This window comes from Bacillus cereus group sp. MYBK108-1, assembly GCF_051917185.1.
GTDB lineage: Bacteria > Bacillota > Bacilli > Bacillales > Bacillaceae_G > Bacillus_A > Bacillus_A cereus.
Genome location: NZ_JBQAHZ010000043.1, coordinates 1 through 25069, shown reverse-complemented (window position 1 = coordinate 25069; position 25069 = coordinate 1). Strand labels below are relative to the sequence as shown.

Genomic DNA, 25069 nt, shown 5'->3' with positions numbered 1-25069 from the left:
GAATGATAGAAGTGATTGATTGGACAGGAGCCGAAGCTACAGCCCTAATAGAGAACGAAGAAAAAACAGTATTATATGTATATACTCCAATGTGTGGAACATGCCAATTAGCAAAAAAGATGTTAACAGTGGTTGAGATGACAATTGAAGATTTGAAAATTGGGATGTTAGATTTAAATTATGCTCCGCATTTAGCAAAAGAGTATGGGATTGAAAGTGTACCTTGTTTACTTGTTTTTGAAAATGGGACACTGATGAAGAAGATATACGCATTTCATTCGGTTGAATATTTATATACGGAATTAAAGTAGGCGGCAAAAATTTTGCCGCCTCGACATATTTCTTGGGAAATATGTCGAGATGCAGGATGGATACAGTATTTGTCGAGCGAAAATAACAGGATTGCTCTTTAGTGAGAGGGAATGGTATGTAATAGAAAGTGATATGAAGGATGTGATTTAGGGTGAGATTATATTCTTTGCTTCAATCATTTGTAAATTACGCTAATGGTCAATATCATTTAGAACCGCTTTTAAGACAAGAAGAAAAAACTGTTAATTTTCGCTTTGGAGATGAAAGTTGTTCGTTACAAATTTCAAGAGATTATATAGAGTTGGTACATGAGGAAAGAGGAACGGAACAAATCATTTGCTTAGATGAAAAGGATATAGAACAATTGGTGAATGGAAATGTACGATTGCAAATGCTAATGAATGATGGACGTGTACAATATTCGGGAACGTACCGAACGATGTTATTAGTGGAATCGATGTTTCATATATGTAAACCGATGTCAGTAGGTGCTTAAAATTCTGAAGTTTCATTTTTTGCGAAAATTTCTGTTGACATGGTGAGTGTATATTGATACAATTCAAGTCATAAAATATAGACAATTTCATAAATTTCAAATCAGACGAAAATTGAATCTGATTTCTCTTATCAAGAGAGGTGGAGGGACTGTGCCCTGTGAAGCCCGGCAACCGTCAACTTATGTTGAAATGGTGCCAATTCCTGCAAAGCAAATGCTTTGAGAGATGAGAGAGAGGGATAATGTTGTTATATACGCATAAAAACCTTTCTGCTTCTCTAAAGCAGAAAGGTTTTTTTATTGTTTGAATGTGGAGGACATTCAAATAATAAAAGTAATGATAACAGTGGACTACACGCATTAAAAATAAAAAATTGCGGAGTCGACCTAAAATCTTTATGAAATCTAGCTCCAGCGGCTAGAACAGTCGGTCGTTTCATCCCTTCCTATGAGGCAAAAAGCGCCTCTACGTCAGGGATTCAAACGCCCTCTTGTTCTAAACGAGCCGCTTGCGCTTTTTATTTAAAAAAGGGGTGATACACCATGATTCTATTAGAGAATGTAAAGAAAATATATAAAGCAAAAAGCGGTGATGTCACTGCTGTAGATAATGCCAATTTAAAAATAGATAAAGGTGAAATATTTGGTGTTATCGGATATAGTGGCGCTGGAAAAAGTTCTTTAATTAGATTGTTCAATCAGTTGGAGAAACCAACTTCTGGCCAAATTACAATTGCAAATCGTGTCATTTCAGCAATTACAGGAAGCGAACTTCGTAAGGCAAGGCAAGAAATTGGAATGATTTTTCAGCACTTCAACTTACTTTGGTCACGAACAGTACGTGAAAATATTGAGTTTCCACTTGAAATTGCAGGTGTTGATAAAGCGAAGAGAAGAAAACGTGTTGATGAATTAATTCATCTTGTTGGATTAGAAGGAAGAGGAGACGCGTACCCATCTCAGCTGAGCGGGGGACAAAAGCAACGCGTCGGGATTGCAAGAGCATTAGCTAATAATCCACAAGTGCTTTTATGTGACGAAGCAACGTCAGCTCTTGATCCGGAAACGACAGATCAAATTTTGGATTTACTATTAGACATTAATAAGCGCCTTGGTTTAACAATTGTACTCATTACACATGAGATGCACGTAATTCGAAAGATTTGTAATCGTGTTGCGGTAATGGAGAAAGGAAAGATTGTAGAAACAGGTCCAGTACTTGATGTATTCCGTAATCCGAAGCAAGATATTACGAAACGATTTGTACAGCAGTTAACGGATTCTGAAGATACAAATGAAACGATTGAAAGTTTAATTGAAAAATATCCAGATGGAAAAGTAATTCGTTTGCAGTTTATCGGTGAGGCTGTAGAAAGACCAGTGCTTCAACGATTGATGCAACGCAGTGATATAGAAGTTAGCATTTTGCAAGGAAATATCGCACAAACGAATAACGGTTCTTACGGTAGTTTAGTTGTTCATTTAAATGGTGAGGAAACAGCGATCCAGCAAGCAATAGAAGGAATTCATCAAGATCAAGTAGAGCTGGAGGTGATTGCACATGGATAAGTTACTTGCAAATGTTGATTGGAATCAAATGTTAGAAGCAACTGGTGAAACGTTATATATGACGGCAATCGCAGCTCTTGCGACATTTGTTTTAGGACTCATTTTAGGATTGTTACTCTTCATGACAGCAAAAGATAATTTATGGGAAAACAAATCAATTAATACGGTGATTGGAGCATTCGTAAATATATTCCGTTCTATACCATTCATCATTTTAATTATTTTATTAATCCCATTCACAAAGATTCTTCTTGGAACAATTCTTGGAGCAAGTGCAGCTTTGCCGGCTTTAATTATTGGAGCAGCACCATTCTACGCGAGAATGGTTGAAATCGCACTTCGCGAAATTGATAAAGGTGTAATTGAAGCTTCAAAAGCAATGGGAGCAAAAACAAGCACAATTATTTTGAAAGTGTTAATTCCAGAATCGTTACCAGCATTAGTATCTGGTATTACGGTTACGACAATTGCTTTAGTAGGCTATACAGCAATGGCAGGAGTTGTTGGTGCTGGTGGCCTTGGAACACTTGCTTACTTAGAAGGATTCCAAAGAGGGAATAACGATGTAACAATCGTTGCGACAATTTGTGTATTACTAGTTGTATTTTTAATTCAGTGGATTGGTGATAGTTTAACGACTCGAATAGATAAACGATAATAAAAAACGGGAGGATGCTTCAAATGAAAAAATTGTTACTTACGGCACTTATTTCAACTTCAATTTTTGGGTTAGCTGCTTGTGGCGGGAAAGATAAAGATGAAAAGAAACTTGTTGTGGGTGCTTCTAATGTACCGCACGCTGTTATTTTAGAAAAGGCAAAACCGTTACTTGAGAAAAAAGGAATTGAGTTAGAAATTAAAAAATTCCAAGACTACGTATTACCAAATAAATCGTTAGCGGATAAGGATTTAGATGCAAACTACTTCCAGCACATTCCGTATTTAGAAAAAGAAATTAAAGATAAAAAATATGACTTTGAAGTAGCAGGAAAAATTCATTTAGAACCAATTGGTGTGTACTCTCAAAAGTATAAGAGCTTAAAAGAGCTTCCGGACGGAGCGACAATTATTATGAGTAATTCAGTTGCTGACCATGGACGTGGTTTAGCAATTTTACAAAAAGAAGGTATTTTAAAAATTAAAGACGGAATAGATCCAGTTAAAGCAACTCCAAAAGATATTGCAGATAATCCGAAAAATCTAAAATTCAAAACGGATATCGAGCCTGGTTTATTGCCACAAGTGTATAACAATAAAGAAGGCGACGCTGTTTTAATTAACTCTAACTATGCAATTGATGCAAAGTTAAATCCGGAAAAAGATGCAATTGCAATTGAAGGAAATGATTCACCATACGCAAACATAGTAGCTGTTCGTAAAGGCGATAAAGATAAGAAAGAGATTAAAGCTCTTGTAGAAGTATTGCATTCTAAAGAAATTGAAGACTTCATTAATAAAGAATATAAAGGGGCAGTTGTTCCTGTAAAAGAATAATTGCTGAAAAGGGCTGGTGTATGCCGGCTCTTTTTATAACTACATAACCATTGGGGAGAAGGGGAAATCATATGAAAAAGGTTCTACTGTCAGTTGTTACAGCGTTGTCTGTATTTACATTAGCTGCTTGCGGAGGAAAAGAGGAGAATAAGCTTGTTGTGGGAGCTTCTAACGTGCCACACGCTGTTATTTTAGAAAAGGCACAGCCGATTTTAGAGAAAAAGGGTATTAAATTAGAAATTAAAAAATTCCAAGATTATGTGTTGCCGAATAAGGCTTTAGTGGATAAAGAAATTGATGCGAACTACTTCCAGCACATTCCTTACTTAGATAAAGAAATTCAAGAAAAGGGATATAAAATTGTAAACGCAGGAAAAATCCATTTAGAACCTATGGGCATTTATTCTAAGAAATATAAAAGCTTAAAAGACCTACCAGATGGCGGAACAGTGATTATGAGTAATAACGTAGCGGAGCGAGGCCGTATGTTAGCATTGTTACAAAAAGGTGGCGTTATTAAATTAAAAGACGGAGTAGATGTTGTTAAAGCAACAGTAAAAGATGTTGTAGAAAACCCGAAAAACTTAAAATTTAAAACAGATGTTGAACCTGGACTTTCACCGAAATTGTATGAAAATAATGAGGGAGATGCTTTATTTATTAATTCAAACTATGCAATTGATGCAAAATTAAATCCAACAAAGGATGCAATTGCGATTGAAGGATCAGACTCTCCGTATGCAAACATCATTGCAGTTCGTAAAGGTGATGAGAAGAAAAAAGAAATTAAAGAGCTAGTAGAAGTGCTACATTCAAAAGAAATTCAAGATTTTATTAATAAAGAATATAAAGGTGCTGTACTTCCGGTAAGTGAATAAATATAAGGAAAGGGCTGGAAAATTACCAGTCCTTTTTTCTTTATATAAATAAGAAGAAAGGTGTATCATAGAAAGATGTGAAGGAAATACTTATATACATTTGTGAAAAAACGGTTACTTTTTTTCGTCGTTTGCGATATCATTTTATTTGATATAAAATTAGAATGAGAATAAAATGAGAATATGAACGTTTTAGGAATTTTTAAAATGTATATATAGGATTAATGGAGGTATTGAGATGGCTGGTTCTACATTAACGGTTAAAGACTTACACGTATCAATTGATGGCAAAGAAATTTTAAAGGGTGTAAACCTTGAAGTAAAAGGTGGAGAAATCCACGCAATTATGGGACCTAACGGAACAGGTAAATCAACTTTATCTTCTGCAATTATGGGTCACCCAAAGTATGAAGTAACAGAAGGTAGCATCATCATCGACGGTGAAGATGTATTAGAAATGGAAGTAGACGAGCGCGCACAAGCGGGTCTATTCCTAGCAATGCAATATCCAAGTGAAATTAGCGGAGTAACAAACGCTGACTTCTTACGTTCTGCAATTAACGCACGTCGTGAAGAAGGCGATGAAATTTCTCTTATGAAATTTATCCGTACATTAGATAAAAACATGGAATTCCTAGAAATGGATCCAGAAATGGCACAACGTTACTTAAACGAAGGTTTCTCTGGTGGAGAGAAAAAACGTAACGAAATTCTTCAATTAATGATGATTGAGCCAAAAATCGCAATCTTAGATGAAATCGACTCAGGTCTTGATATCGATGCATTAAAAGTTGTATCTAAAGGTATTAACGAAATGCGCGGCGAAGAGTTCGGTTGCCTAATGATTACGCATTACCAACGTTTATTAAACTACATCACTCCAGACTTCGTTCACGTTATGATGAACGGTCGTATCGTTAAATCTGGTGGCCCTGAGCTTGCACAACGTCTAGAAGCTGAAGGTTACGACTGGATTAAAAAAGAATTAGGTATTGAAGACGAAACAACAGAGCAAGAAGCGTAAGAGAGGAGCATAAACATGACAATCGGTACATTACCTTTCGATCAAGAAACAATCCGTCAACGCGCAAGCGAAGTAAACGAAGCAGCTTGGTTGACTGAGTTCCGCTTACAAGCTCTTGCACAAGCAACTGAACTTCCAATGCCAACGCCTGATAAAACGAAAATTGACAAATGGGACTTTATCGGAAAAGGCGACGCTGCTAAGCAAGAGCCTGTAAGTTCTTTAACTGAACTTCCAGAGGCAGTGAAAAACTTAATCGATGAAAATAACAGCGTATTAGTGCAACGTACTGGTACAACTGCATTCGTTTCTTTAGCAGACGAAGCAAAAGAAAAAGGTGTTATTTTTACAGACATCGTAACAGCAGCAACTGAGCACGCTGAACTAGTACAAAAGTACTTAATGAAAGACGGCGTGAAAGTAGACGAGCATCGTCTAACTGCACTTCATGCTGCATTAATCAACGGCGGTGCATTCGTATATGTTCCGAAAAACGTTGTTCTTGAAACTCCACTTCAAGCTGTATTCTTAGTAGACGGCGAAGAAGCTAACGTATATAACCACGTATTATTCGTAGCTGATGCGAACAGTACTGCAACTTATGTAGAAAACTACGTTGCAAATGAAAATGCTAAAGGTATTGCAAATATCGTAGCAGAAGTAATCGTGGAACAAGGCGCACAAGTGAAATTCGGTGCGGTTGATCTATTAGCAAAAGACGTAACAACTTACGTTAACCGCCGCGGCGTTGTAGGACGCGACGGCCGTATTGATTGGGCTCTAGGCCTTATGAATGACGGAAACACAATTTCAGAGAATGTTACGAACTTAATGGGCGACGGTTCATATGCTGATACGAAAACAGTAACAATTGGCCGTGGTAACCAAACACAAAACTTTACAACTAAAGTTGTTCACTTCGGTAAACACTCTGAAGGTTGGATTTTAAAACACGGTGTCCAAAAAGATAGTGCAACATCTATCTTTAACGGAATTGGTAAGATTGAACACGGTGCATCTAAATCAAATGCACAACAATCTTCTCGCGTTCTTATGTTAGATGAAAAAGCTCGCGGTGATGCAAACCCAATTCTTTTAATCGATGAAGATGATGTAATGGCAGGTCACGCAGCTTCAGTAGGTCGCGTAGATCCAGTCCAACTATACTACTTGATGAGCCGTGGTATTCCAAAACGCGAAGCAGAACGTTTAGTCATCCATGGATTCTTAGCACCTGTAGTTAATGAGCTTCCAATTGAAGGAGTAAAGGCACAGCTTGTTGAGGTAATTGAAAGGAAAGTTCGCTAATGAATATTCATGAAATACGCAAACAGTTTCCAATTCTTGATCAAAAAGTGAACGGCAAACAACTTGTTTATTTCGATAGTGCAGCAACTTCTCAAAAACCAATTCAAGTCATTGAAACGTTAGAACGTTACTATAAAGAATATAATTCTAACGTGCATCGCGGTGTTCATACGCTCGGTACGAAAGCTACCGACGCGTATGAAGGTGCACGTGAGAAAGTTCGCAAGTTTATTAACGCGAAATCAATGGAAGAGATTATTTTCACACGCGGAACGACAACTGCATTAAATACAGTAGCAGCTAGCTATGGTCTTGAAAATGTAAAAGAGGGCGATGAAATCGTTATTTCTTACATGGAGCACCATAGTAATATCATTCCGTGGCAACAAGTTGCGAAGAAAACTGGTGCAACTTTAAAATATCTTCCGCTTCAACCAGACGGTACAATTTCTTTAGAAGATGTTCGTCAAACAGTTACACCGAATACAAAAATCGTTTCTATTATGCAAGTATCAAACGTACTTGGAACGATTAACCCTGTAAAAGAAATCGGAGCAATCGCACACGAAAATGGCGCAATTATGGTCGTTGATGGTGCACAAAGTACACCTCACATGAAAGTAGATGTACAAGATTTAAACTGTGATTTCTACGCATTATCTGCTCATAAGATGTGCGGACCTACAGGTATCGGCGTATTATATGGTAAAAAAGAATTGCTGAACAATATGGAGCCAATTGAATTTGGCGGTGAAATGATTGATTTCGTAGATTTACAAGAATCTACGTGGAAAGAGCTTCCGTGGAAGTTTGAAGCAGGTACACCGATTATCGGTAATGCAATCGGACTTGGTGCAGCAATTGATTTCCTAGAAGAAATCGGTCTTGATAATATTGAAAAGCATGAGCATGAATTAGCGCAATACGCTTTAGAAAGACTATCAGAAGTAGATGGCGTTACAATTTATGGTCCAAAGCATCGCGCTGGTCTTGTTACATTTAATATTGAAGACGTACATCCTCACGATGTAGCGACTGTATTAGATGTAGAAGGCATTGCAGTTCGCGCAGGACATCACTGTGCACAACCGCTTATGAAGTGGCTAAAAGCTTCTTCAACAGCACGTGCGAGCTTCTATTTATATAATACAAAAGAAGAAATTGATACATTTGTTGAATCGCTAATCAAGACAAAGGAGTATTTCACAAATGTCATTTAATAATTTAGATACGTTATATCGTCAAGTTATTATGGATCATTACAAAAATCCTCGTAACCATGGCGTGTTAGAAGATAGTGTTACCGTTAACTTGAACAATCCAACTTGCGGCGATCGTATTCAACTTACGATGAAAGTAGAAGAAGGTATTGTGCAAGAGGCGAAGTTTGAAGGTGAAGGATGTTCAATCTCAATGTCTTCAGCTTCAATGATGACACAAGCAGTAAAAGGTAAGAAAATTGAAGAAGCACTTCAGCTTTCGAAAATTTTCTCTGACATGATGCTAGGAAAAGAGTACGATGACAGCATCGATTTAGGAGATATTGAAGCATTACAAGGCGTATGCAAGTTCCCTGCACGTATTAAATGTGCAACATTAGCGTGGAAAGCGTTAGAAAAGGGCTTAAACGAAGATAAGTAATGTTAAAGGTTCCTAAAAACGAGGTTATCTAAGGAGGGACACACCAACATGGCGAAGCAACTGCCAGATATCGGCGATTATAAATATGGTTTCAAAGACAAAGACGTTTCGATTTTCCGTGCTGGACGCGGTTTAACAAAAGAGATCGTTGAAGAAATTTCACGTATGAAAGAAGAACCACAGTGGATGTTAGACTTCCGTTTAAAATCACTGGATAAGTTCTACGAAATGCCAATGCCACAATGGGGCGGCGACTTAAACGACTTAGATTTCGATGAAATTACGTACTACGTAAAACCATCTGAGAAATCTGAGAAGTCTTGGGATGAAGTACCTGATGAAATTAAAGCAACATTTGATAAATTAGGTATTCCAGAAGCTGAGCAAAAATATTTAGCTGGTGTATCTGCACAGTACGAATCTGAAGTTGTATACCACAACATGAAAGAAGACCTAGAAGCTCTAGGAATCGTCTTCAAAGATACAGATAGCGCATTAAAAGAGAACGAAGATATTTTCCGTGAGCATTTCGGAAAAGTAATCCCACCAACAGACAACAAATTCTCTGCATTAAACTCTGCAGTTTGGTCTGGTGGATCATTCATCTACGTTCCAAAAGGTGTTAAAGTTGATACACCACTTCAAGCGTATTTCCGTATTAACTCTGAAAATATGGGACAATTCGAGCGTACGCTTATCATCGTAGACGAAGGCGCACACGTACACTACGTAGAAGGTTGTACAGCACCTGTTTACACGACTAACTCACTTCACAGTGCGGTAGTAGAAATCATCATTAAGAAAGATGCATATTGCCGTTATACAACAATCCAAAACTGGGCGAACAACGTATACAACCTAGTTACAAAACGTGCGGTTTGTGAAGAAAACGCAACGATGGAATGGATTGACGGTAACATCGGATCTAAATTAACGATGAAATACCCAGCAGTTATCTTAAAAGGCGAAGGCGCTCGTGGTTTAACATTATCTATCGCGATTGCTGGTAAAGGCCAACACCAAGATGCTGGTGCGAAAATGATTCACTTAGCACCAAACACGTCTTCAACAATCGTTTCTAAATCGATTGCGAAGCATGGTGGTAAAGTAACTTACCGTGGTATCGTACACTTCGGACCAAAAGCGAAAAACTCTCGCTCTAACATCGAGTGTGACACGTTAATCATGGATAACCAATCTACATCTGATACAATTCCTTACAACGAAATCAAAAACGATTACGTTTCACTTGAGCACGAAGCGAAAGTATCGAAAGTATCAGAAGAACAATTATTCTACCTAATGAGCCGCGGTATTTCTGAGCAAGAAGCTACAGAAATGATTGTAATGGGCTTCATCGAGCCATTCACTCGCGAACTTCCAATGGAATATGCAGTTGAAATGAACCGCCTAATCAAGTTTGAGATGGAAGGTTCTATCGGTTAAATAGAAATGCGGAGCCGACTGTTCAGACCCGTTGGCTAAGGTTCTTTCGCACAGAAGATGCTTTTTATCTTCTCGTGCGGAAGGTTCTTAGACATGAGGGTCTAGGAGGCGAAGCTGGACATATTTAAAGTGGAAGCGGCTCGTTCAGAATGTGAGGGGGATGGAGCTTCTGACGTAGAGGCGCTTTTTGCCTCATAGGAAGAAGTGAAGCCACCGAACATTCTAGCCGCTGGAACTGGATAATATATGTATGAAGAAAGCGTCCTGCTGTGCAGGGCGCTTTTTTGTTTTGCGGATTTGTCTTGGCTTGGGAGAGGATACCCGGGTGGGTGTTCAGCTAAATATATCAACGATTTTTCAAATATATCGATCATAAACGGGAATATATCAACGATTATTTCAATATATCAACGTTTCGACAAGGAATATCGATTTGTCGACAAGATAAGACAAAAGAAAATCCTCACATACCCCAAATATTTTATAAGAACAGAGAACGACTAGGTTTAAGACAAAGATACTGACAAATCCACTTGAACAACCACCCACTGAATTCTCTATTAAACTTTTTGACAAATCCACCCCTCCCTCCACTATCTGGAATTATTTCCTGCATTAGCAAAAGTTTCTCATATAAAAAGGACAATCTTTTGCTTTTTCTCACAATGCGAGTACAATGTAAAATAGCAAGAAAAGACGAAAAGTATTTACAGGATTATTGTGTGCGCATAGCGTAAATGGCAGTAAGGAACTGAGAGGAGGTTTTTTCTCTGAATACAAATAAAGAAACAATCATCCACCTTTATCATACAAACGATATACATAGTCATTTTGAAAATTGGCCGCAAATTTCTCGGTTTGTTCTAGGGGAGAAAAAGCGAAGACAGGAAGCGGGAGAGACTGTTTTGACAATTGATATCGGCGATCATGTGGATCGTTTTCATAGTATTTCGGAAGCGACAAATGGGCTTGGGAATACGAAGCTTTTAAATGAGGCGTTATATGATTATGTAACGATCGGAAATAATGAAGGCATTACGTTAGCGAAAGAGCATTTAAATCGGCTCTATGATGATGCTGGATTTGAAGTACTTGTCGCAAATTTATTTGAAAAAGAAGGTGTACGTCCATCATGGGCAAAGCCTTATAAATTACATACAACGACAGATGGGATTACGATTGCTTTTATCGGGTTAACTGTTGCGTATCCAGAGTTTTATCAAATGCTCGATTGGCATATTGAAGATCCGCTTATCCATTTAGAGTCTATTTTAGAAGAAGTGAGAGATGAGGCACATATTACAGTTGTCCTTTCTCACCTTGGAAAAAGTATGGATGAGTATATGGCAGAGCATTATGATATAGATGTTATTTTAGGGGCACATACGCATCATTTATTTGAGCGTGGTGTTCTAATGAATAATACTTTACTTTGTTGCTGTGAAAAGTGGGGACGTTACGTTGGGCACGTGCAGCTTACTGTGGATAAAGAGACGAAGAAGCTGTTGAAAAAGGACGGTAGAGCGATTAAGACGGAACGGTTAGGTGCTTATAGCGAGCCGTTATCCACAATTGAAATACTGCAGGAAGAAAGTAAGCATATAATGGCAGAGCCTGTCGTTCATTTAAAAGAGTCATTACAGGTTGATTGGTTTCATGAGACGCCGTTTTCTCATATGTTAGCAAGTGCGCTGAAAACATGGTGCGGTGCAGAAATTGGCATGGTGAATGCTGGTGTACTTCTTGAAGGGTTAGAAGAGGGTGTCGTAACGCGCGGAGATATTCACAGAATTTGTCCACATCCAATTAATCCGTGTGCTTTGAAAGTTCCAGGAAAGATATTAAGAGAAGTTATTTTGAAAGCACGTAAGCCGAATATGGAGAATCTTGAGGTGAAAGGATTCGGATTTCGTGGGAAAGTGATGGGGAAAATGATTTACGCGGGTGTAGAAGTAATTCCAGATACGATTCCTGGGAATAAAATTTTACTCGAAGATGTATTAATTAACGGGGAATCTCTGGAATTAGATCGTATATATACAGTAGGAACAATTGATATGTTTACATTTGGCTACTTATACCCAGAGCTATCCACACTTTCTGACAAACAATATTATATGCCAGAACTACTTAGAGATGTGTTAACAGATATGTTAATAACTTATAAATCTTCCGTTAAACTATAGGCTAGTTAACTTGTAACACTCATTTTTCTCTTGTCATACAGATAAGAAAGAGAGGAGTGTGAACTATGGTTAATGTGGAGCCAATTATAATTGATAATTATACGTTTATTGCGGTTAGCGTGAAACTTCCAAAGACAAATTTGCTAGCTGTAATGAGCGATAAAGGATATATTATGTGTGGTGCATTAGATGTAGGTCTTTTAAATGAGAAGTTAGGTGATCGAGGAATTATTGCTGGCCGTGCGGTTGGTGTAAGAACGATTGAACAACTTCTTGAAGCGCCGCTAGAATCGGTAACGACTGGAGCTGAAGCATTAGGCATTCCAGCAGGAACGATTGGAAAAGAAGCATTATTAAAAATGAGATAAGCATATATCGTCCCTCCTTCTTGCATAGAAATGATATAAGAAGGAGGTTTTTTTATGAGTATATTTCGTTCGAAAAACTCGCGGTTTCGAAGGGGACCTATTGCCTTTCGGTATATACTGCTTATGTCGTTTATTCTTTTTGTTATATTACTTACGCAAGGGTTGTGGATTGTGAATAATAATATTCAGCCGACCTTAATTAAATATGGGGAAGTAGAGACGCATAAAATGGCGACGGCAATTATGACGAAGGCAGTAAAGGATCGAATTAATGAAGGATTCGATGTAGATTCATTAATGAAAGTACAGAATGATAAAAACGGAAAAGTATCCACAATTAATTTAAATACAAAGCAAGTAAATGAAATCGTAACGTCAACGACCACGTACATAGAAAAATATTTGCAGCAAGTAGAACAAGGGAAGTTGAAGGAGCTAGGTATTTCTGAAAAAAACGGGGCGACTATGGCAGTTCCTTTTGGGCGTGTAACTGATAATGCGCTTCTTGGTAATATAGGACCAGATATTCCGATTCATTTCACGCCAATTGGGCATGTGAATACAGATATTAAACAAAAAATTGAGCCGCATGGGATTAATACTACAGCGATTCAAATTGTTATGGAAATGGAAGTAACATTGCAAGTAATTATTCCATTTCATACGAAAGAGATAACGGTGAAACAAAATGTTCCGATTGCGACGCGTATCGTTCAAGGGGAAGTGCCTACGTATTATGGAAGCGGAAGTGTTGCTGTACCTGATAAAAAGAAAACAGATAGTTAGTTGTAAATAAAGTGAAATCCGGATCAGCCAGGCTTTTAATGGATAAAAAATAACCGTAGCAATGCAGCTACGGTTATCGTTTTGTATTTGCTCGTTCTTTGCGTTCCCAAAGGCTTAAATGCATGTATGGATCGAAGGCCCATTCTGTATAGCCATTGTCTTTATACATGCCAAAATGTAAGTGGGGCGGAAATTTTCCGGCTGTACCAGGAGGTCCATAACCAGTGCTACCAACAAATCCGATTACTTTCCCTGGCTCAACAATTTGTCCAAGCTGTATTTCTTTTGAGAACCCGCCTAAATGAGCGTAATAATGGTAATTGTTATGAAGGTCGCGAATACCAATGCGCCATCCACCAAGGCGGTTCCAACCTTTCGTTTCAATAATGCCATAGCAAGTCGATCTTACTGGCACGCCATATCCGGCGAAAATATCTGTTCCTTCATGAATCCTTCTGCCGCCAAAACTTCTTCCAGCGCCGAAAGTACTACGGTAGCTATGGTCACTACGGATCGGAAGAGGAAAAGCATTTCCCTCTAAATTAATACGGCCATAATGTTTATAAATTTGGGCATATTCGCTAATTAAATCAACTGTTTTTGCACGTCTATAATATTCCCAGAGCATAATTTTAATACGGTCTTCTGACGTTCCTTGTTTCCTTAAAATAGTCGCTGCGGTATGCAGAAGATCACGGTCGCTATTTGCATTTGCAAATCCATCTTTGTCACCATCTAAACCTATTCCGCCAAATAGAGAAATTGTATGGGGGAGAGTATCGTTACTATTAATAGGTCCAGCCCATATTTCTGGTTTGAAATAAAGGGAAATGATGGCATCTGGTTTTTTCGGAATATCTTTTCTTACGCTCCGTATATTTCTTTCATATTGATCCATTGCAGCTAAGTAATACCATGGAATGCCTGAAGACTGCTCGGTTTCTTTATATAGTGCCATGCGCTTTTCGTATATGCTTTGCTGATTATCTTCACCGTAAGCGATGTTTTGGTGGAGAAGAAAACAAATAGAAAGCAAAAGAGAAATTTTTCGAAGCATGAAATAGACTCCTTTCACAACATCACTCTTTTTAGTGTGGGATATACGGAGTATTTCATTATAGGGAACGATTGGAAAAAATCTTAGAATCTTCATTTGAGCAAATCGCTTTCATACGTTAGAATAGATATGTTACATTGAAAGAAGCGAACACGGTAAACTATTTCATATTGTGCGGAGTTGATAACCATGACAAAACAAACAGAATATAAGCGCAAGCCCGAATGGTTGAAAATTAAGTTAAACACGAATGAAAACTATACAGGCTTAAAGAAAATGATGCGTTCTAAGAATCTTCATACCGTTTGTGAAGAGGCAAAATGTCCGAATATTCATGAATGCTGGGCTGTAAGAAAAACAGCAACATTTATGATTTTAGGTGCGGTTTGTACACGTGCTTGTCGTTTTTGTGCGGTTAAAACAGGCTTACCAACTGAGCTTGATTTACAAGAACCAGAACGCGTAGCAGATTCAGTAGTACAAATGGGCTTAAAGCACGTTGTTATAACAGCGGTTGCACGTGATGATTTAAAGGACGGGGGAGCAGCTGTTTTTGCTGAAACAGTACGCGCAGTACGTCGTAAAAACCCATTCACGTCTATCGAAGTATTACCATCTGATATGGGTGGAGTAGAAGAAAACTTAAAAATGTTAATGGATGCAAAACCAGATATTTTAAACCATAACATTGAAACAGTACGTCGATTATCTGACCGAGTTCGCGCTAGAGCAAAATACGAACGTTCATTAGAGTTTTTACGTCGAGCGAAAGAAATGCAGCCTGATATTCCAACTAAATCGAGCATTATGGTGGGCTTAGGTGAAACGAGAGAAGATTTAATTGAAGCAATGGATGACTTACGTGCAAACAATGTGGATATTTTAACTCTTGGGCAATACCTACAACCATCTAAGAAGCATTTACCAGTTCTTAAATATTACCCACCAGCAGAATTTGCAGAGCTTAAAGAAATTGCACTTAGCAAAGGATTTAGCCACTGTGAAGCTGGCCCACTTGTGCGTTCTTCTTACCATGCGGACGAGCAAGTACGTTCTGCAAAAGAAAAAACAGCAGAAGCTAAATAATGAAAAAAAGAGAGCTAATGATTAGCTCTCTTTTTGTTTGTACTCTAAAACGGTATTTGGACATGTTAATAAAATCTTTTTTAATTCTTCTGTGGATAATTCAATTGTAAATTCAGGAACACCAGGTGTAATTAAAATTTTATCGTACGTATAAATAGCGTTATCCACAATAATTGTTACATCGTGTGAATATCCGAAAGGAGCCACACATCCCGGCGTACAACCAGTTTTGTCTCGCAGTTCATCAGGAGAACAGAGAGATAAGCGTTCTCCTGATAGTTCTTTCATCTCTCCCCGGTTGAGCCTTGTGCCCTCTAACGTAAAAAATACGTAATAATCTCCAGACTTTGATTTTAAAAATAAGCTTTTACTTGGAGTGCCTTGTAAGCCAAGTCTCTCGCGTACGATCCGATCGGTCTCATAATCGAGTACTGGTTCGTGTTCGAATTTTTCATAAGAAACATTTGTTTTATGTAGTAAAGCAAGTACGTCTTCGTACATATGAAATGATACCCCTTTCTATTGTTAGAACAGTCTCTTCTCGTGGCGTCAACTGAATGTTTTGGAAAGGGATATTACTTGGACGATGCTTCCCATAAGCGTTTTATGATACATTGTTCGTCGATTGTAATTTCGTAAATATCAGGATTCGTTAAAGTTCTCCATTCATTAAAGCCAATCGTATGATCAAAATGCTTTAAAATGAGCGTAAGTAAATTGCCATGTGTAACAAGTAGTGTTGTCGTATGGTTTAATTGTAAAACGTCTTGAATAAGCGATAGGGCCCGGTCTGTTGCTTGTTTTGTTGACTCTCCGCCTGAAAAGGCAATATCTATATTTGTAAAAGTAGATTCTAGTTTTTGCATCCAATCATCCATTGGAATATTGCTCAATATGCGTTCAGTTAATCGTTCATCTTCTTGGATAGATAAGTTAGCTTGGAGCGCATAGGGCCGAATGGAATCGATAGCTCGGACAAATGGGCTTGAAATAATATGATCGATTTGTAGATGATTTTCTAAGAGGAATGTAGCAAGGGTGTTTGCTTGGTCTTTTCCATCGGTCGTTAATTCATCATCACGTTTTTGCCCAATTGCTGAACAATGTCGTATTACAATAATTTTCTTCATAATTCATCCCCATCTTTCAAGTTGACGCTATATACTTCGACAAATGTAGAAATAATTCCTTTTTATTGGAAACAGCATATTGATTTAAATATGTGGAAAAGTAATGTGGATAATGAACATTTGAGGTGCAATCATGAATAAAATGATATGTATTGTATTTAGTCTTTGTTTTTTTATACACTTGTCCACAACTTATGCAGAGTCGAATCAAAAACTAAATTATCCAAGCAATCGAAATAAGTCATTTGTGAGTGAGGATGTTTTTTATAAACAGTTAGATAAGAAAATCTATAAAGAATACAATAATGCAGCATATAGTGTTCGGAAAAAAATCTTATTTAAAGAAGTGGCTGATGAGGAATTTTCTTTCCTACAAAAAACAACCATGGGTTGTCGGAGTAGTGTGATGCTTCAAGATTTTTTTGTTCATCCTGATCGCCAAGTTTATTTTTTCGCTTCCTTTTCTCAAAATGAAGTAGAAGAGTTTCATAAGTACATCGTTATAGATGCAGAAACAAAGAGGGAGCTGCAAGAAGGAAAAAGCTATCACCATTGCGACAATCCATAAAAAATAACCCACCAATCGGTGGGTTATTTTTTACTCCGGCACACTCATTAATTTCGCTTTCATCTTGCGAATAAGAACGACAGCCCCAATTGTGAAGAGAAGGGTAATTCCTTCGGCAACAAAGATATTGATTGTTTTTGTTTGGTAAAGTGCCGCGAAAAAGTCTACAAATGCGTGGAATAGTATAGCGTATACTAGGAAGATATATTTCTTCTGTTTGACTGCGTATAAAACAAGCATTGTAAAGGCGATTTGAAGCACGAGTGCCATAATTCTTTCTAAGCTACCAAGGAAGTATAAGTAGGCGGGTTGCTGAATTAACATATCCTGTAAAATGCTAAGCTCGGGTTTTTGTTCAATCAGTCGAGCGAAGCTACCATCGTTAATAGAATTAGCAAAGATTAATGCTTGTAATGCAGAAAAACCGCCAATTAAAATAGATTCAATTCCGCCGTGACCAATTCCATAAGCGAAGCCATCTTTATATTCTAGATATTTTTTTAGTAAGAAGAAGAAGGCAACGAAGCGTCCTAATTCTTCAAAAATACCAGCAGTCAATCCGCCATAAATTGCGAAGACAAATGGATTTTCTAAAAATGGAGCGATTGTTGGATTACCGCGCATAAATAGGTGGAATGGTGTTTCAAGAATTTGGGTGAATCCGATAAAGATAAGAACACCAACGCCGACCACTTTCCAATTCATATTATATTTTTTACGGAAATAAACGAGTACGATAATTGGGACCAGAATCGAGACAATGAGTTGAAAAATGATGCTGGCAATTACAGTATTTGAAACCATACTTTCACCGCTTTCTAATATATGTACATATCTATTATGCATGAAATAGGGGAGAGATGAAACTTTTAGAAAGAAAATGAATTTACTTATTGACTCTAACGTTGCGTCATACTTTATCGTATGTACTAAGGGGGAGATACAAATGACAATGAGAGTAAAAGAAGTAGCTGATTTAGTTGGAATTAGTGTGCGCACACTGCATCATTACGATGAAATTGGGTTGTTAACCCCAGACGAGACGACAGAGTCTGGATATCGTCTGTATTCCAATGAAAATTTAGAGACATTGCAGCAAATTTTGTTTTTTAAAGAGCTTGGCTTCCCTTTGAAGAAAATTAAAGAGATTATCATGAGTCCATCATTTGATCGCGAAGAGGCACTACAGCTTCATAAGAAGATGCTTCTTGAAAAGCGTGCCAGATTAGATAAGGTGATTGCGACGATTGATAAAACAATTCAGCATACAAAAGGAGAGATTGAAATGACGAATAAAGAGAAATTTGAAGGATTCGATTTCAGCCATAACCCATATGAAGAAGAAGCACGTGAAAAATGGGGAGACGCAGCTGTAGATAAAGCGAACGAATATGCAAAAGGTATGTCAAAAGAGAACCAAGAGGAGTTTAATGCTATTTATAGAAATTTAGCAACGCTTAGACACGATGCACCAGATTCTAAAGAGGCGCAGGCAGCTATTAAAGTATGGTACGATTACTTGCAAAACTTCGGTGAATATTCGTTAGATGCTTTTAAAGGACTCGGTCAAATGTACGTCGCTGATGAGCGCTTTACGAAAAATATCGATAAGTTTGGTGAGGGATTAGCGCAGTTTATGTGTGATGCGATGGAGGTTTATGCGGATCGTAATAAAAAATAAAAAGTAAAACAGGTGGAGATTTTCTCCACCTGTTTTACTTTTTAATCATATCATTCAAAGTCTGATCTCCCGTATTGTTCAAATGAGGATTTTTACTCATTTCTCGTTTTAACATATCGAGGCTTTGTGTATATTCTGTATCATTTAATGCGCCAGATTGAAGCCCTTGAATTTGAGAAATCAACTTTTGGTCTGTTGATACATATGCTTTATAATAGCGAGGAACGATGGACAAAGCAGCTCTATATACTTGATCCGCTACGAGTTTTGGATCCGTTGTGTTTGCACGGTATACAACGAACACTTCATCATCAGTAACGAGTGTAGCAGCGTTTGTAACGTCAGGAAGTTTGACTGTCATGCTTGTAATCATTTCAGCGACCTTCTCGCGATTAATGGCCCCTACTTGTTTGTTAGATACTTCATGCTTTTGTTTAGAAGAATAACCGACTCTTGTGAGTCTTGTATTTGTATTTTCCGTATGATACATGTCGTTTTTATTGGAAACAAGAACACGGCTTCCTTCTTCACGTTCCATTTCAGCTTTGTTCGCTGATTGGCAGCCTGCAAATAAGGAAAGAGTGAGAAGGGAAAGTAAAATTTGTTTTTTCACGATGTATCACCTCCTTCTCCATAGCATGTACTAATTTGCAATTTTTTGTATTTGAAATTGTTGGTTGTTATGCTTTGTGATACGATAAAAAGAAGAATGCTTAGAGAGGAAGTTAATGATGGAGCAAAAGCAAGAGATTCATGCTACGGTGAGCATTAATAATGTTCAGTACGAAGTAATTAAAAACTTTCGTGACGGTTTTAGTGAAGAAGCATTTAAAGAGCGCTATGCAGAAATTTTAAATAAATATGATTACATCGTTGGGGACTGGGGATATGAGCAACTTAGATTGCGCGGATTCTTTGATGATAGTAACCAACGTGCGACATATGATACGAAAATTAGTACGTTAACGGAGTATTTATACGAGTACTGTAACTTCGGTTGCGCACATTTTGTATTACGAAAAGTGAAGAAATAAAAAAATCCTCTTACAATTGTAAGAGGATTTTTTGCATATTTTTACTTACAAACAAATCGAGATATGATCGCCTTCAGAAAGTATTGTATTTGGCTTCATTTGTTGTCCGTTTAATTGAATATCCCCATTTTTAATTTTATCCACAATGCGTGTACGGCTCCAGTCGGAAATATATGTGGATAAGGCTTTATCGATGCGGTGGGAACCGAAAACAATATCTAATACGATCGTGATTTCGGTTATGCCGCTTTCTTGATGTTGCGTAATGGAAATGGTAGTAGTTGTTTCTGGCTGATCCTGCTGCGTCATATCGACTGTTTCAACGTGATCAGTAAATGCTTTATAAATACGAAGTTTTTGATTCCACGTATGGTCTTTCGGACATTTATAAATGGCAAAGCGGTATATGTTTTTTCCGTTGGCGTTATGCCTACGAATATTTGTGTCGGTAAATAGGGTAGTACGTCTGCAATTTTTACAATATTTTTCGATTGTGTTTTGCTCGTTTTCATATAAACTCCAAGAAAGTTGTACTTTCTGCATTTTCCTTCACCTCTTATAGTAGTGGTAAAGGAACGTAATACAGCTATTTGGATGTCTTGTAGTATGAAGGCATGAGAAAAAGACAAGAATAAAAGGAGGTCCCCAAAGAGGAACCTCCGTAAACATCATACTACAGATGCAATACGCTCCTTTGTAATGGGAATGGGCAGACTACTCCCTTGAAAAAGCACGGTGCTTTTTTGAGAGTAATGCTATCCAATTGCTGGTCCATTACAAAGTAGTTGTTGGCATACGTAGATAACGTCCTTTCTATCCAAATAGATTTATTCTTAATTATAACACAAAAGATCGAAAATTCTAAATACTCGTGATGAAAAAACACCAGCTAAAATAGCTGGTGCATACGATAAATTATATAAGTTCAAATAAAAATGAGCGTAGTTCTTCTGCAATTTCTTCAGTCATAGAAAATGCATGCTCTAAGTAGCCTGGTTCGTTTAAATCGTCAGCACCGATGATTGCAAATTTATTGCGTTGCATATCAAGGACAATTGTTTTACCGTAATGACGATCGGAGTATAATAGCGCTAAATCGTGACGCTCATTTTCTCCCATAAAGCTAACGAAACGAGTTTTTGTAGCGACAGTATCGTCGTACAGAAAGAAACGTTCTTCCATACACATGGCTCCTTTATTAAATATCTAAGTTTAAGTGTGGTTTATGATCTAAATGGTGATGTGTTTTAATGAATCGTACTGTTCTTGTTTTGTAACGCATTACGATAGAGTATGTTTCAGCTAAATCTCCGCCAAGGAATTTAACACCGTCTAATAACTCACCAGCAGATACACCAGTTGCTGAGAAGATTGCATCATCCCCAGATACTAAGTCATCTAACATAAGAAGTTGACGAGGATCTTCTAATCCCATTTCACGACAACGAGCTTCTTCTTCTTCGTTCATTGGAACTAAGCGAGCTTGCATTTCACCTTCAAGGCACTTTAATGCTGCTGCAGAAATAACACCTTCTGGAGCTCCGCCAATACCTACGAATAAGTCGATACCCGTTCCAGGTAGTGCTGTTGCGATTGACGCACCAACATCACCGTCACCAAATAATTTTACGCGTGCACCTTTTGCACGAACACGGTCAATAATATCTTGATGACGTTCACGTTCTTGAACGATAACTGTTAGATCGCGAATCTTTTTATTGTTAGCTTCTGCTACAATTTCAATTGTTTTTTCAATTGGATCATCTAAGCTAATTTTACCAGCTGCTTTTGGACCAACCGCGATTTTTTCCATGTACATATCAGGAGCATGAAGAAGGTTCCCTTTGTCTGCGATTGCAATAACTGCCATTGCATTTGCAAGACCTTTTGCAACGATGTTTGTACCTTCTAATGGATCAACGGCGATGTCTACTTCTGGACCGTTACCTGTTCCTAGTTCTTCACCAATATACAACATCGGTGCTTCATCAAGTTCTCCTTCACCAATTACAACTGTACCTGCCATGTTTACTGAATCGAACATATCACGCATTGCTGTAGTTGCTGCATCATCTGCTTCATTTTTCTTTCCGCGGCCCATCCACTGTGCGGATGCTAAGGCTGCTGCTTCTGTTACACGGACAATTTCTAGTGCGAGTTCACGTTCCAAGATTCCATTCCTCCAATTTCAAAAATCATACAAATATAACTATAACAAATAACGGAGAAAAGGTGAATTCGAAAAATTGTCGATTTTTTCAGAAGAAAGCGTTACAATTAAAATGTAAATGCTTTAATTTCCAGGTAGGTGACATTCATGTATTTTGTAGACAGAAAGAAAATAGAACAAATGCTAGTATGTTTAGAACGAGCAACAAGTACATTTCAAGAGAAAAAGATATATGAAACCGAGTTTGAATTTTACGCATTAGAGCGCATAGCCCATCTTATTATTGATTGTGTATTAGATGTAGGAAATGCGATGATTGATGGATTTATTATGCGCGATCCAGGAAGCTATGAAGATATTATTGATATTTTAATGGACGAGCGAGTGATAAGTGAAGAAGATGGACAAGGGATGAAAGAAATTATCCTTCTTCGAAAAATGCTTACGCAAGATTATATTCAAATGAATCATGATGAATTATATAAGACGATTCAAAAACATATTGCAGTGGTAGAGAAATACCCAGCAAATATTCGCAGTTATTTAGAAAAGGAATTAGGACCTGTATCTGCATTTGTACCAGAATAATTATGCTTATAAGATCCCCAGAGAATGCCTTTTGGGGATCTTATATTGTATGTGAGAAAGAAAAGGGAGAAGGGTGAAGTATGGGGGAAGCACGTACTACGAAAGACGAGATTGTACAATTGTTGAAAGTAAAGGGAGAGCACACGGTAGCGGAACTAGCTGACGTTTTAGAGATTACAGAAATGGCGATTCGAAGACATTTAAGTAATCTTGAGAAAGACGGACTCATTTATTCTAAGATGGTAAGGCAACATGTCGGAAGACCAACTTATTTGTATGGATTAAGCGAAAAGGGAGAAGATACATTCCCGAAAGAGTATAAGCAATTTGCGATTGATATGCTAGAAGATTTAGCTCGAATGGGCGATGAAAAAATACTTCGTTACGTTTTAAAAGAGAGAACGAAGCGAATGGAAGAACAGTTACAAAAGAGAGTGAGTAATCAAAAGAATTTAGCATATAAAGTGCAAGAGATAGCAGCTATGCAAGAGAAAAATGGTTATATGGTTCAAATAAAGAGAGATGGAGAGAAATCTTTCGTAATTGAAAAACAAAACTGTCCGTTAAAGGAAATTGCCGAGAGATTCCCGCAAGTGTGTGAAGATGAAAAAGAGATGTATAAGCGTTTATTTACGAACGCAGAAGTGAAAACGCTAGCAAATATGTGCGAGGGAGATTGTAGTTGTTCTTACCAAATAAAAGAGAAAAAATGAACGTTATGGGGCGCTTTAAGGTAAAGCGTTTTTTTCTTTTGGAAAAGCGGGTAATATAAGAGTGGTATGATAAGGTGAGAACGTTAGCATAGAAGGAGAGACATAATCGATGTATAAAGGTTACTTAATTGACTTAGACGGTACGATGTATCGTGGAGAAGAACAAATTGAAGAAGCAAGCGACTTCGTAAAAGCATTAGGAGAGCGCGGCATTCCATATTTATTCGTTACGAATAACTCAACTCGCAAACCAGAACAAGTGGCAGAAAAGCTTGTTCGTTTCGATATTCCAGCGAAAGCGGAGCAAGTATTCACAACGAGTATGGCGACTGCGAACTTCATTTATGAACGTAAACAAGACGCAACTGTATATATGATTGGTGAAGAAGGCTTACACGATGCACTTGTGGAAAAAGGATTTGAACTTGTGGATGAAAATCCTGATTTCGTTGTTGTGGGTTTAGATCGTGACATCACATATGAAAAATTAGCAAAAGCGTGTCTTGCTGTGCGTAATGGCGCAACGTTTATTTCCACAAATGGGGACATTGCCATCCCAACTGAGCGCGGGTTATTACCAGGTAACGGTTCATTAACATCGGTTGTAGCAGTATCAACAGGTGTGGATCCAATCTTTATCGGGAAACCAGAATCAATCATTATGGAACAAGCTTTGAAAGTGCTTGGCATAGAAAAGAATGAAGCATTAATGGTTGGGGATAACTACGATACAGACATTTTAGCAGGAATAAATGCTGGTATGCATACGCTTCTTGTCCACACTGGAGTCACAACTGTGGAGAAGTTAACAGAATACGAAGTACAACCAACGCAAGTTGTGCATAACTTGACGGAGTGGATTGAGAAGATGTAATGAAATGCAGGTAGCCGGAAGAGGTTACCTGCATTTTTTATGCATAATTGCATATGTACTATAGGTATACGGAATGTAAAATTTAAATGTATTGATATAAGGGAGGAATAAGAATGTACTGGATGTCATGTATTATGCTTGTTTTTACATTATGCGTTTTGTTCTTTGTTCTATGGAAAATATATAAAATAAATGAAATGAAAAAAAGCGCAGGAAAACTTATTGCAATGTATCCTCGGGTGAAAAGACGTTGGATTGCATTACTTGGACCAGCATATTTCATTGGACAATGTATGTATATATATGCCCAGTACGTAAGTGGCGATATTGATACAGTTGAACAGTTTTTTATTCAGCTAGGTATTCATGCTGTAGCAAGTTGTTTTATGACTTTAATAGCTATACATCTTATTAAAAGTGTACAAATATATGAAAAAGGTGTAATAGATGGATTAAACTTTTATTCATATGAAGAATTGAAAGGCTATAAAACATCAACATGGGAAAATCCAAAAGAAAATATATTTTTATATCGCGGGCGAGAAAAAATGAATGACAATGTGAATTTACTTATTAGACAGGAAGATATGAATGAATTAGAAAGCATTCTTCAAAGATATATTCCGAAATTAATGATGAAATAAAAAAACTCCGGTTGTT

30 protein-coding genes and 1 riboswitch are annotated in these 25069 nt (G+C 37.6%); of the genes, 22 read left to right on the top strand and 8 right to left on the bottom strand.

The window, feature by feature from the left end; all coding sequences use genetic code 11:
* Window positions 1–2: 2 nt before the first annotated feature.
* The 14 genes from ACTFSL_RS30065 to yunB all read left to right on the top strand — a co-directional run bounded on the left by ACTFSL_RS30065 (window position 3) and on the right by yunB (window position 13508).
* Complete coding sequence (locus tag ACTFSL_RS30065) at window positions 3–311, top strand: thioredoxin family protein (RefSeq protein ID WP_002008881.1); 309 nt, start codon at window positions 3–5, stop codon at window positions 309–311.
* Window positions 312–463: 152 nt separating this feature from the next.
* Window positions 464–808: a hypothetical protein gene (locus tag ACTFSL_RS30060; RefSeq protein ID WP_001242139.1), complete on the top strand. Its 345-nt coding sequence runs from the start codon at window positions 464–466 to the stop codon at window positions 806–808.
* 125 nt (window positions 809–933) lie between these two features.
* Window positions 934–1041, top strand: a riboswitch (SAM riboswitch).
* Between the two features lie 310 nt (window positions 1042–1351).
* Window positions 1352–2377 carry a methionine ABC transporter ATP-binding protein gene (locus ACTFSL_RS30055; RefSeq protein WP_000601754.1) on the top strand — a complete coding sequence of 342 codons (1026 nt, stop codon included), beginning with the start codon at window positions 1352–1354 and terminating at the stop codon, window positions 2375–2377.
* Window positions 2370–3035 carry a methionine ABC transporter permease gene (locus ACTFSL_RS30050; protein WP_000359401.1) on the top strand — a complete coding sequence of 222 codons (666 nt, stop codon included), beginning with the start codon at window positions 2370–2372 and terminating at the stop codon, window positions 3033–3035. Before ACTFSL_RS30055 ends, ACTFSL_RS30050 begins: the two co-directional genes overlap by 8 nt.
* Before the next feature lie 23 nt (window positions 3036–3058).
* Entirely contained in the window at window positions 3059–3871 is an 813-nt protein-coding gene (gene metQ / locus ACTFSL_RS30045) for a methionine ABC transporter substrate-binding lipoprotein MetQ (RefSeq protein WP_000735099.1), read from the top strand.
* A 71-nt stretch (window positions 3872–3942) separates the two neighbouring features.
* Complete coding sequence (gene metQ / locus ACTFSL_RS30040) at window positions 3943–4749, top strand: methionine ABC transporter substrate-binding lipoprotein MetQ (RefSeq protein ID WP_322356536.1); 807 nt, start codon at window positions 3943–3945, stop codon at window positions 4747–4749.
* A 238-nt stretch (window positions 4750–4987) separates the two neighbouring features.
* Window positions 4988–5773 carry a Fe-S cluster assembly ATPase SufC gene (sufC, locus tag ACTFSL_RS30035; protein ID WP_000929160.1) on the top strand — a complete coding sequence of 262 codons (786 nt, stop codon included), beginning with the start codon at window positions 4988–4990 and terminating at the stop codon, window positions 5771–5773.
* A gap of 15 nt (window positions 5774–5788) precedes the next feature.
* Window positions 5789–7081, top strand: coding sequence for a Fe-S cluster assembly protein SufD (gene sufD, locus ACTFSL_RS30030; protein WP_000152167.1), 1293 nt, complete (start codon window positions 5789–5791; stop codon window positions 7079–7081).
* A complete protein-coding gene (sufS, locus tag ACTFSL_RS30025; RefSeq protein ID WP_001020767.1) occupies window positions 7081–8301 on the top strand; it encodes a cysteine desulfurase SufS in 1221 nt (406 codons plus the stop codon). Before sufD ends, sufS begins: the two co-directional genes overlap by 1 nt.
* Entirely contained in the window at window positions 8291–8722 is a 432-nt protein-coding gene (gene sufU, locus ACTFSL_RS30020) for a Fe-S cluster assembly sulfur transfer protein SufU (protein WP_000009523.1), read from the top strand. Before sufS ends, sufU begins: the two co-directional genes overlap by 11 nt.
* Before the next feature lie 48 nt (window positions 8723–8770).
* Entirely contained in the window at window positions 8771–10168 is a 1398-nt protein-coding gene (gene sufB / locus ACTFSL_RS30015) for a Fe-S cluster assembly protein SufB (RefSeq protein ID WP_001118827.1), read from the top strand.
* Window positions 10169–10938: 770 nt separating this feature from the next.
* The gene (locus tag ACTFSL_RS30010; protein ID WP_217364359.1) at window positions 10939–12354 is read left to right on the top strand and encodes a bifunctional metallophosphatase/5'-nucleotidase; all 1416 of its coding nucleotides are present in this window, start codon (window positions 10939–10941) and stop codon (window positions 12352–12354) included.
* Between the two features lie 65 nt (window positions 12355–12419).
* Window positions 12420–12722 (top strand): YunC family protein, encoded by a 303-nt coding sequence (locus ACTFSL_RS30005; protein ID WP_000248466.1) that lies wholly within the window; start codon window positions 12420–12422, stop codon window positions 12720–12722.
* A 54-nt stretch (window positions 12723–12776) separates the two neighbouring features.
* On the top strand, window positions 12777–13508 hold the full coding sequence (yunB, locus tag ACTFSL_RS30000; protein WP_000021803.1) for a sporulation protein YunB: 732 nt from the start codon (window positions 12777–12779) through the stop codon (window positions 13506–13508).
* 73 nt (window positions 13509–13581) lie between these two features.
* Here the strand turns inward: yunB and ACTFSL_RS29995 are convergent, their stop codons facing one another.
* Window positions 13582–14565 (bottom strand): M23 family metallopeptidase, encoded by a 984-nt coding sequence (locus ACTFSL_RS29995; protein WP_000944665.1) that lies wholly within the window; start codon window positions 14563–14565, stop codon window positions 13582–13584.
* Window positions 14566–14754: 189 nt separating this feature from the next.
* On the opposite strand from ACTFSL_RS29995, the gene lipA reads away from it, so the two are divergent.
* Window positions 14755–15651, top strand: a complete 897-nt coding sequence (gene lipA, locus ACTFSL_RS29990) for a lipoyl synthase (protein ID WP_000166372.1) — start codon at window positions 14755–14757, stop codon at window positions 15649–15651.
* A 21-nt stretch (window positions 15652–15672) separates the two neighbouring features.
* Here lipA and ACTFSL_RS29985 read toward each other — a convergent pair whose 3' ends face one another.
* The gene (locus ACTFSL_RS29985; protein WP_000272746.1) at window positions 15673–16152 is read right to left on the bottom strand and encodes a YbaK/EbsC family protein; all 480 of its coding nucleotides are present in this window, start codon (window positions 16150–16152) and stop codon (window positions 15673–15675) included.
* Window positions 16153–16226: 74 nt separating this feature from the next.
* Complete coding sequence (locus tag ACTFSL_RS29980) at window positions 16227–16781, bottom strand: histidine phosphatase family protein (RefSeq protein WP_000721022.1); 555 nt, start codon at window positions 16779–16781, stop codon at window positions 16227–16229.
* Window positions 16782–16914: 133 nt separating this feature from the next.
* Here ACTFSL_RS29980 and ACTFSL_RS29975 point away from each other — a divergent pair, with 133 nt between their 5' ends.
* Window positions 16915–17349 carry a hypothetical protein gene (locus tag ACTFSL_RS29975; RefSeq protein ID WP_001038433.1) on the top strand — a complete coding sequence of 145 codons (435 nt, stop codon included), beginning with the start codon at window positions 16915–16917 and terminating at the stop codon, window positions 17347–17349.
* Between the two features lie 30 nt (window positions 17350–17379).
* Here the strand turns inward: ACTFSL_RS29975 and ACTFSL_RS29970 are convergent, their stop codons facing one another.
* On the bottom strand, window positions 17380–18195 hold the full coding sequence (locus ACTFSL_RS29970) for a YhfC family intramembrane metalloprotease (protein ID WP_002164635.1): 816 nt from the start codon (window positions 18193–18195) through the stop codon (window positions 17380–17382).
* Between the two features lie 100 nt (window positions 18196–18295).
* Between ACTFSL_RS29970 and ACTFSL_RS29965 the strand changes: the two genes are divergently transcribed.
* On the top strand, window positions 18296–19030 hold the full coding sequence (locus tag ACTFSL_RS29965; RefSeq protein WP_000178775.1) for a MerR family transcriptional regulator: 735 nt from the start codon (window positions 18296–18298) through the stop codon (window positions 19028–19030).
* 34 nt (window positions 19031–19064) lie between these two features.
* Here ACTFSL_RS29965 and ACTFSL_RS29960 read toward each other — a convergent pair whose 3' ends face one another.
* A complete protein-coding gene (locus tag ACTFSL_RS29960) occupies window positions 19065–19643 on the bottom strand; it encodes a YhcN/YlaJ family sporulation lipoprotein (protein ID WP_000744132.1) in 579 nt (192 codons plus the stop codon).
* A gap of 118 nt (window positions 19644–19761) precedes the next feature.
* On the opposite strand from ACTFSL_RS29960, the gene ACTFSL_RS29955 reads away from it, so the two are divergent.
* The gene (locus tag ACTFSL_RS29955) at window positions 19762–20064 is read left to right on the top strand and encodes a YutD family protein (protein WP_000435943.1); all 303 of its coding nucleotides are present in this window, start codon (window positions 19762–19764) and stop codon (window positions 20062–20064) included.
* A 45-nt stretch (window positions 20065–20109) separates the two neighbouring features.
* Here the strand turns inward: ACTFSL_RS29955 and ACTFSL_RS29950 are convergent, their stop codons facing one another.
* From ACTFSL_RS29950 to glpX, 3 genes are all read right to left on the bottom strand, one after another.
* The gene (locus ACTFSL_RS29950; RefSeq protein ID WP_001174567.1) at window positions 20110–20607 is read right to left on the bottom strand and encodes a hypothetical protein; all 498 of its coding nucleotides are present in this window, start codon (window positions 20605–20607) and stop codon (window positions 20110–20112) included.
* 372 nt (window positions 20608–20979) lie between these two features.
* On the bottom strand, window positions 20980–21246 hold the full coding sequence (locus ACTFSL_RS29945) for a DUF3055 domain-containing protein (protein WP_000392606.1): 267 nt from the start codon (window positions 21244–21246) through the stop codon (window positions 20980–20982).
* Window positions 21247–21262: 16 nt separating this feature from the next.
* The gene (gene glpX / locus ACTFSL_RS29940) at window positions 21263–22234 is read right to left on the bottom strand and encodes a class II fructose-bisphosphatase (protein WP_000439090.1); all 972 of its coding nucleotides are present in this window, start codon (window positions 22232–22234) and stop codon (window positions 21263–21265) included.
* A 147-nt stretch (window positions 22235–22381) separates the two neighbouring features.
* Here glpX and ACTFSL_RS29935 point away from each other — a divergent pair, with 147 nt between their 5' ends.
* The 4 genes from ACTFSL_RS29935 to ACTFSL_RS29920 all read left to right on the top strand — a co-directional run bounded on the left by ACTFSL_RS29935 (window position 22382) and on the right by ACTFSL_RS29920 (window position 25053).
* Window positions 22382–22822: a DUF86 domain-containing protein gene (locus tag ACTFSL_RS29935; RefSeq protein WP_000274006.1), complete on the top strand. Its 441-nt coding sequence runs from the start codon at window positions 22382–22384 to the stop codon at window positions 22820–22822.
* Window positions 22823–22902: 80 nt separating this feature from the next.
* The gene (locus tag ACTFSL_RS29930) at window positions 22903–23535 is read left to right on the top strand and encodes a helix-turn-helix transcriptional regulator (RefSeq protein WP_000503345.1); all 633 of its coding nucleotides are present in this window, start codon (window positions 22903–22905) and stop codon (window positions 23533–23535) included.
* A 109-nt stretch (window positions 23536–23644) separates the two neighbouring features.
* Window positions 23645–24409 carry a TIGR01457 family HAD-type hydrolase gene (locus ACTFSL_RS29925; protein WP_000276467.1) on the top strand — a complete coding sequence of 255 codons (765 nt, stop codon included), beginning with the start codon at window positions 23645–23647 and terminating at the stop codon, window positions 24407–24409.
* 113 nt (window positions 24410–24522) lie between these two features.
* On the top strand, window positions 24523–25053 hold the full coding sequence (locus tag ACTFSL_RS29920; protein WP_000289910.1) for a hypothetical protein: 531 nt from the start codon (window positions 24523–24525) through the stop codon (window positions 25051–25053).
* The last annotated feature ends 16 nt before the right edge of the window (window positions 25054–25069 follow it).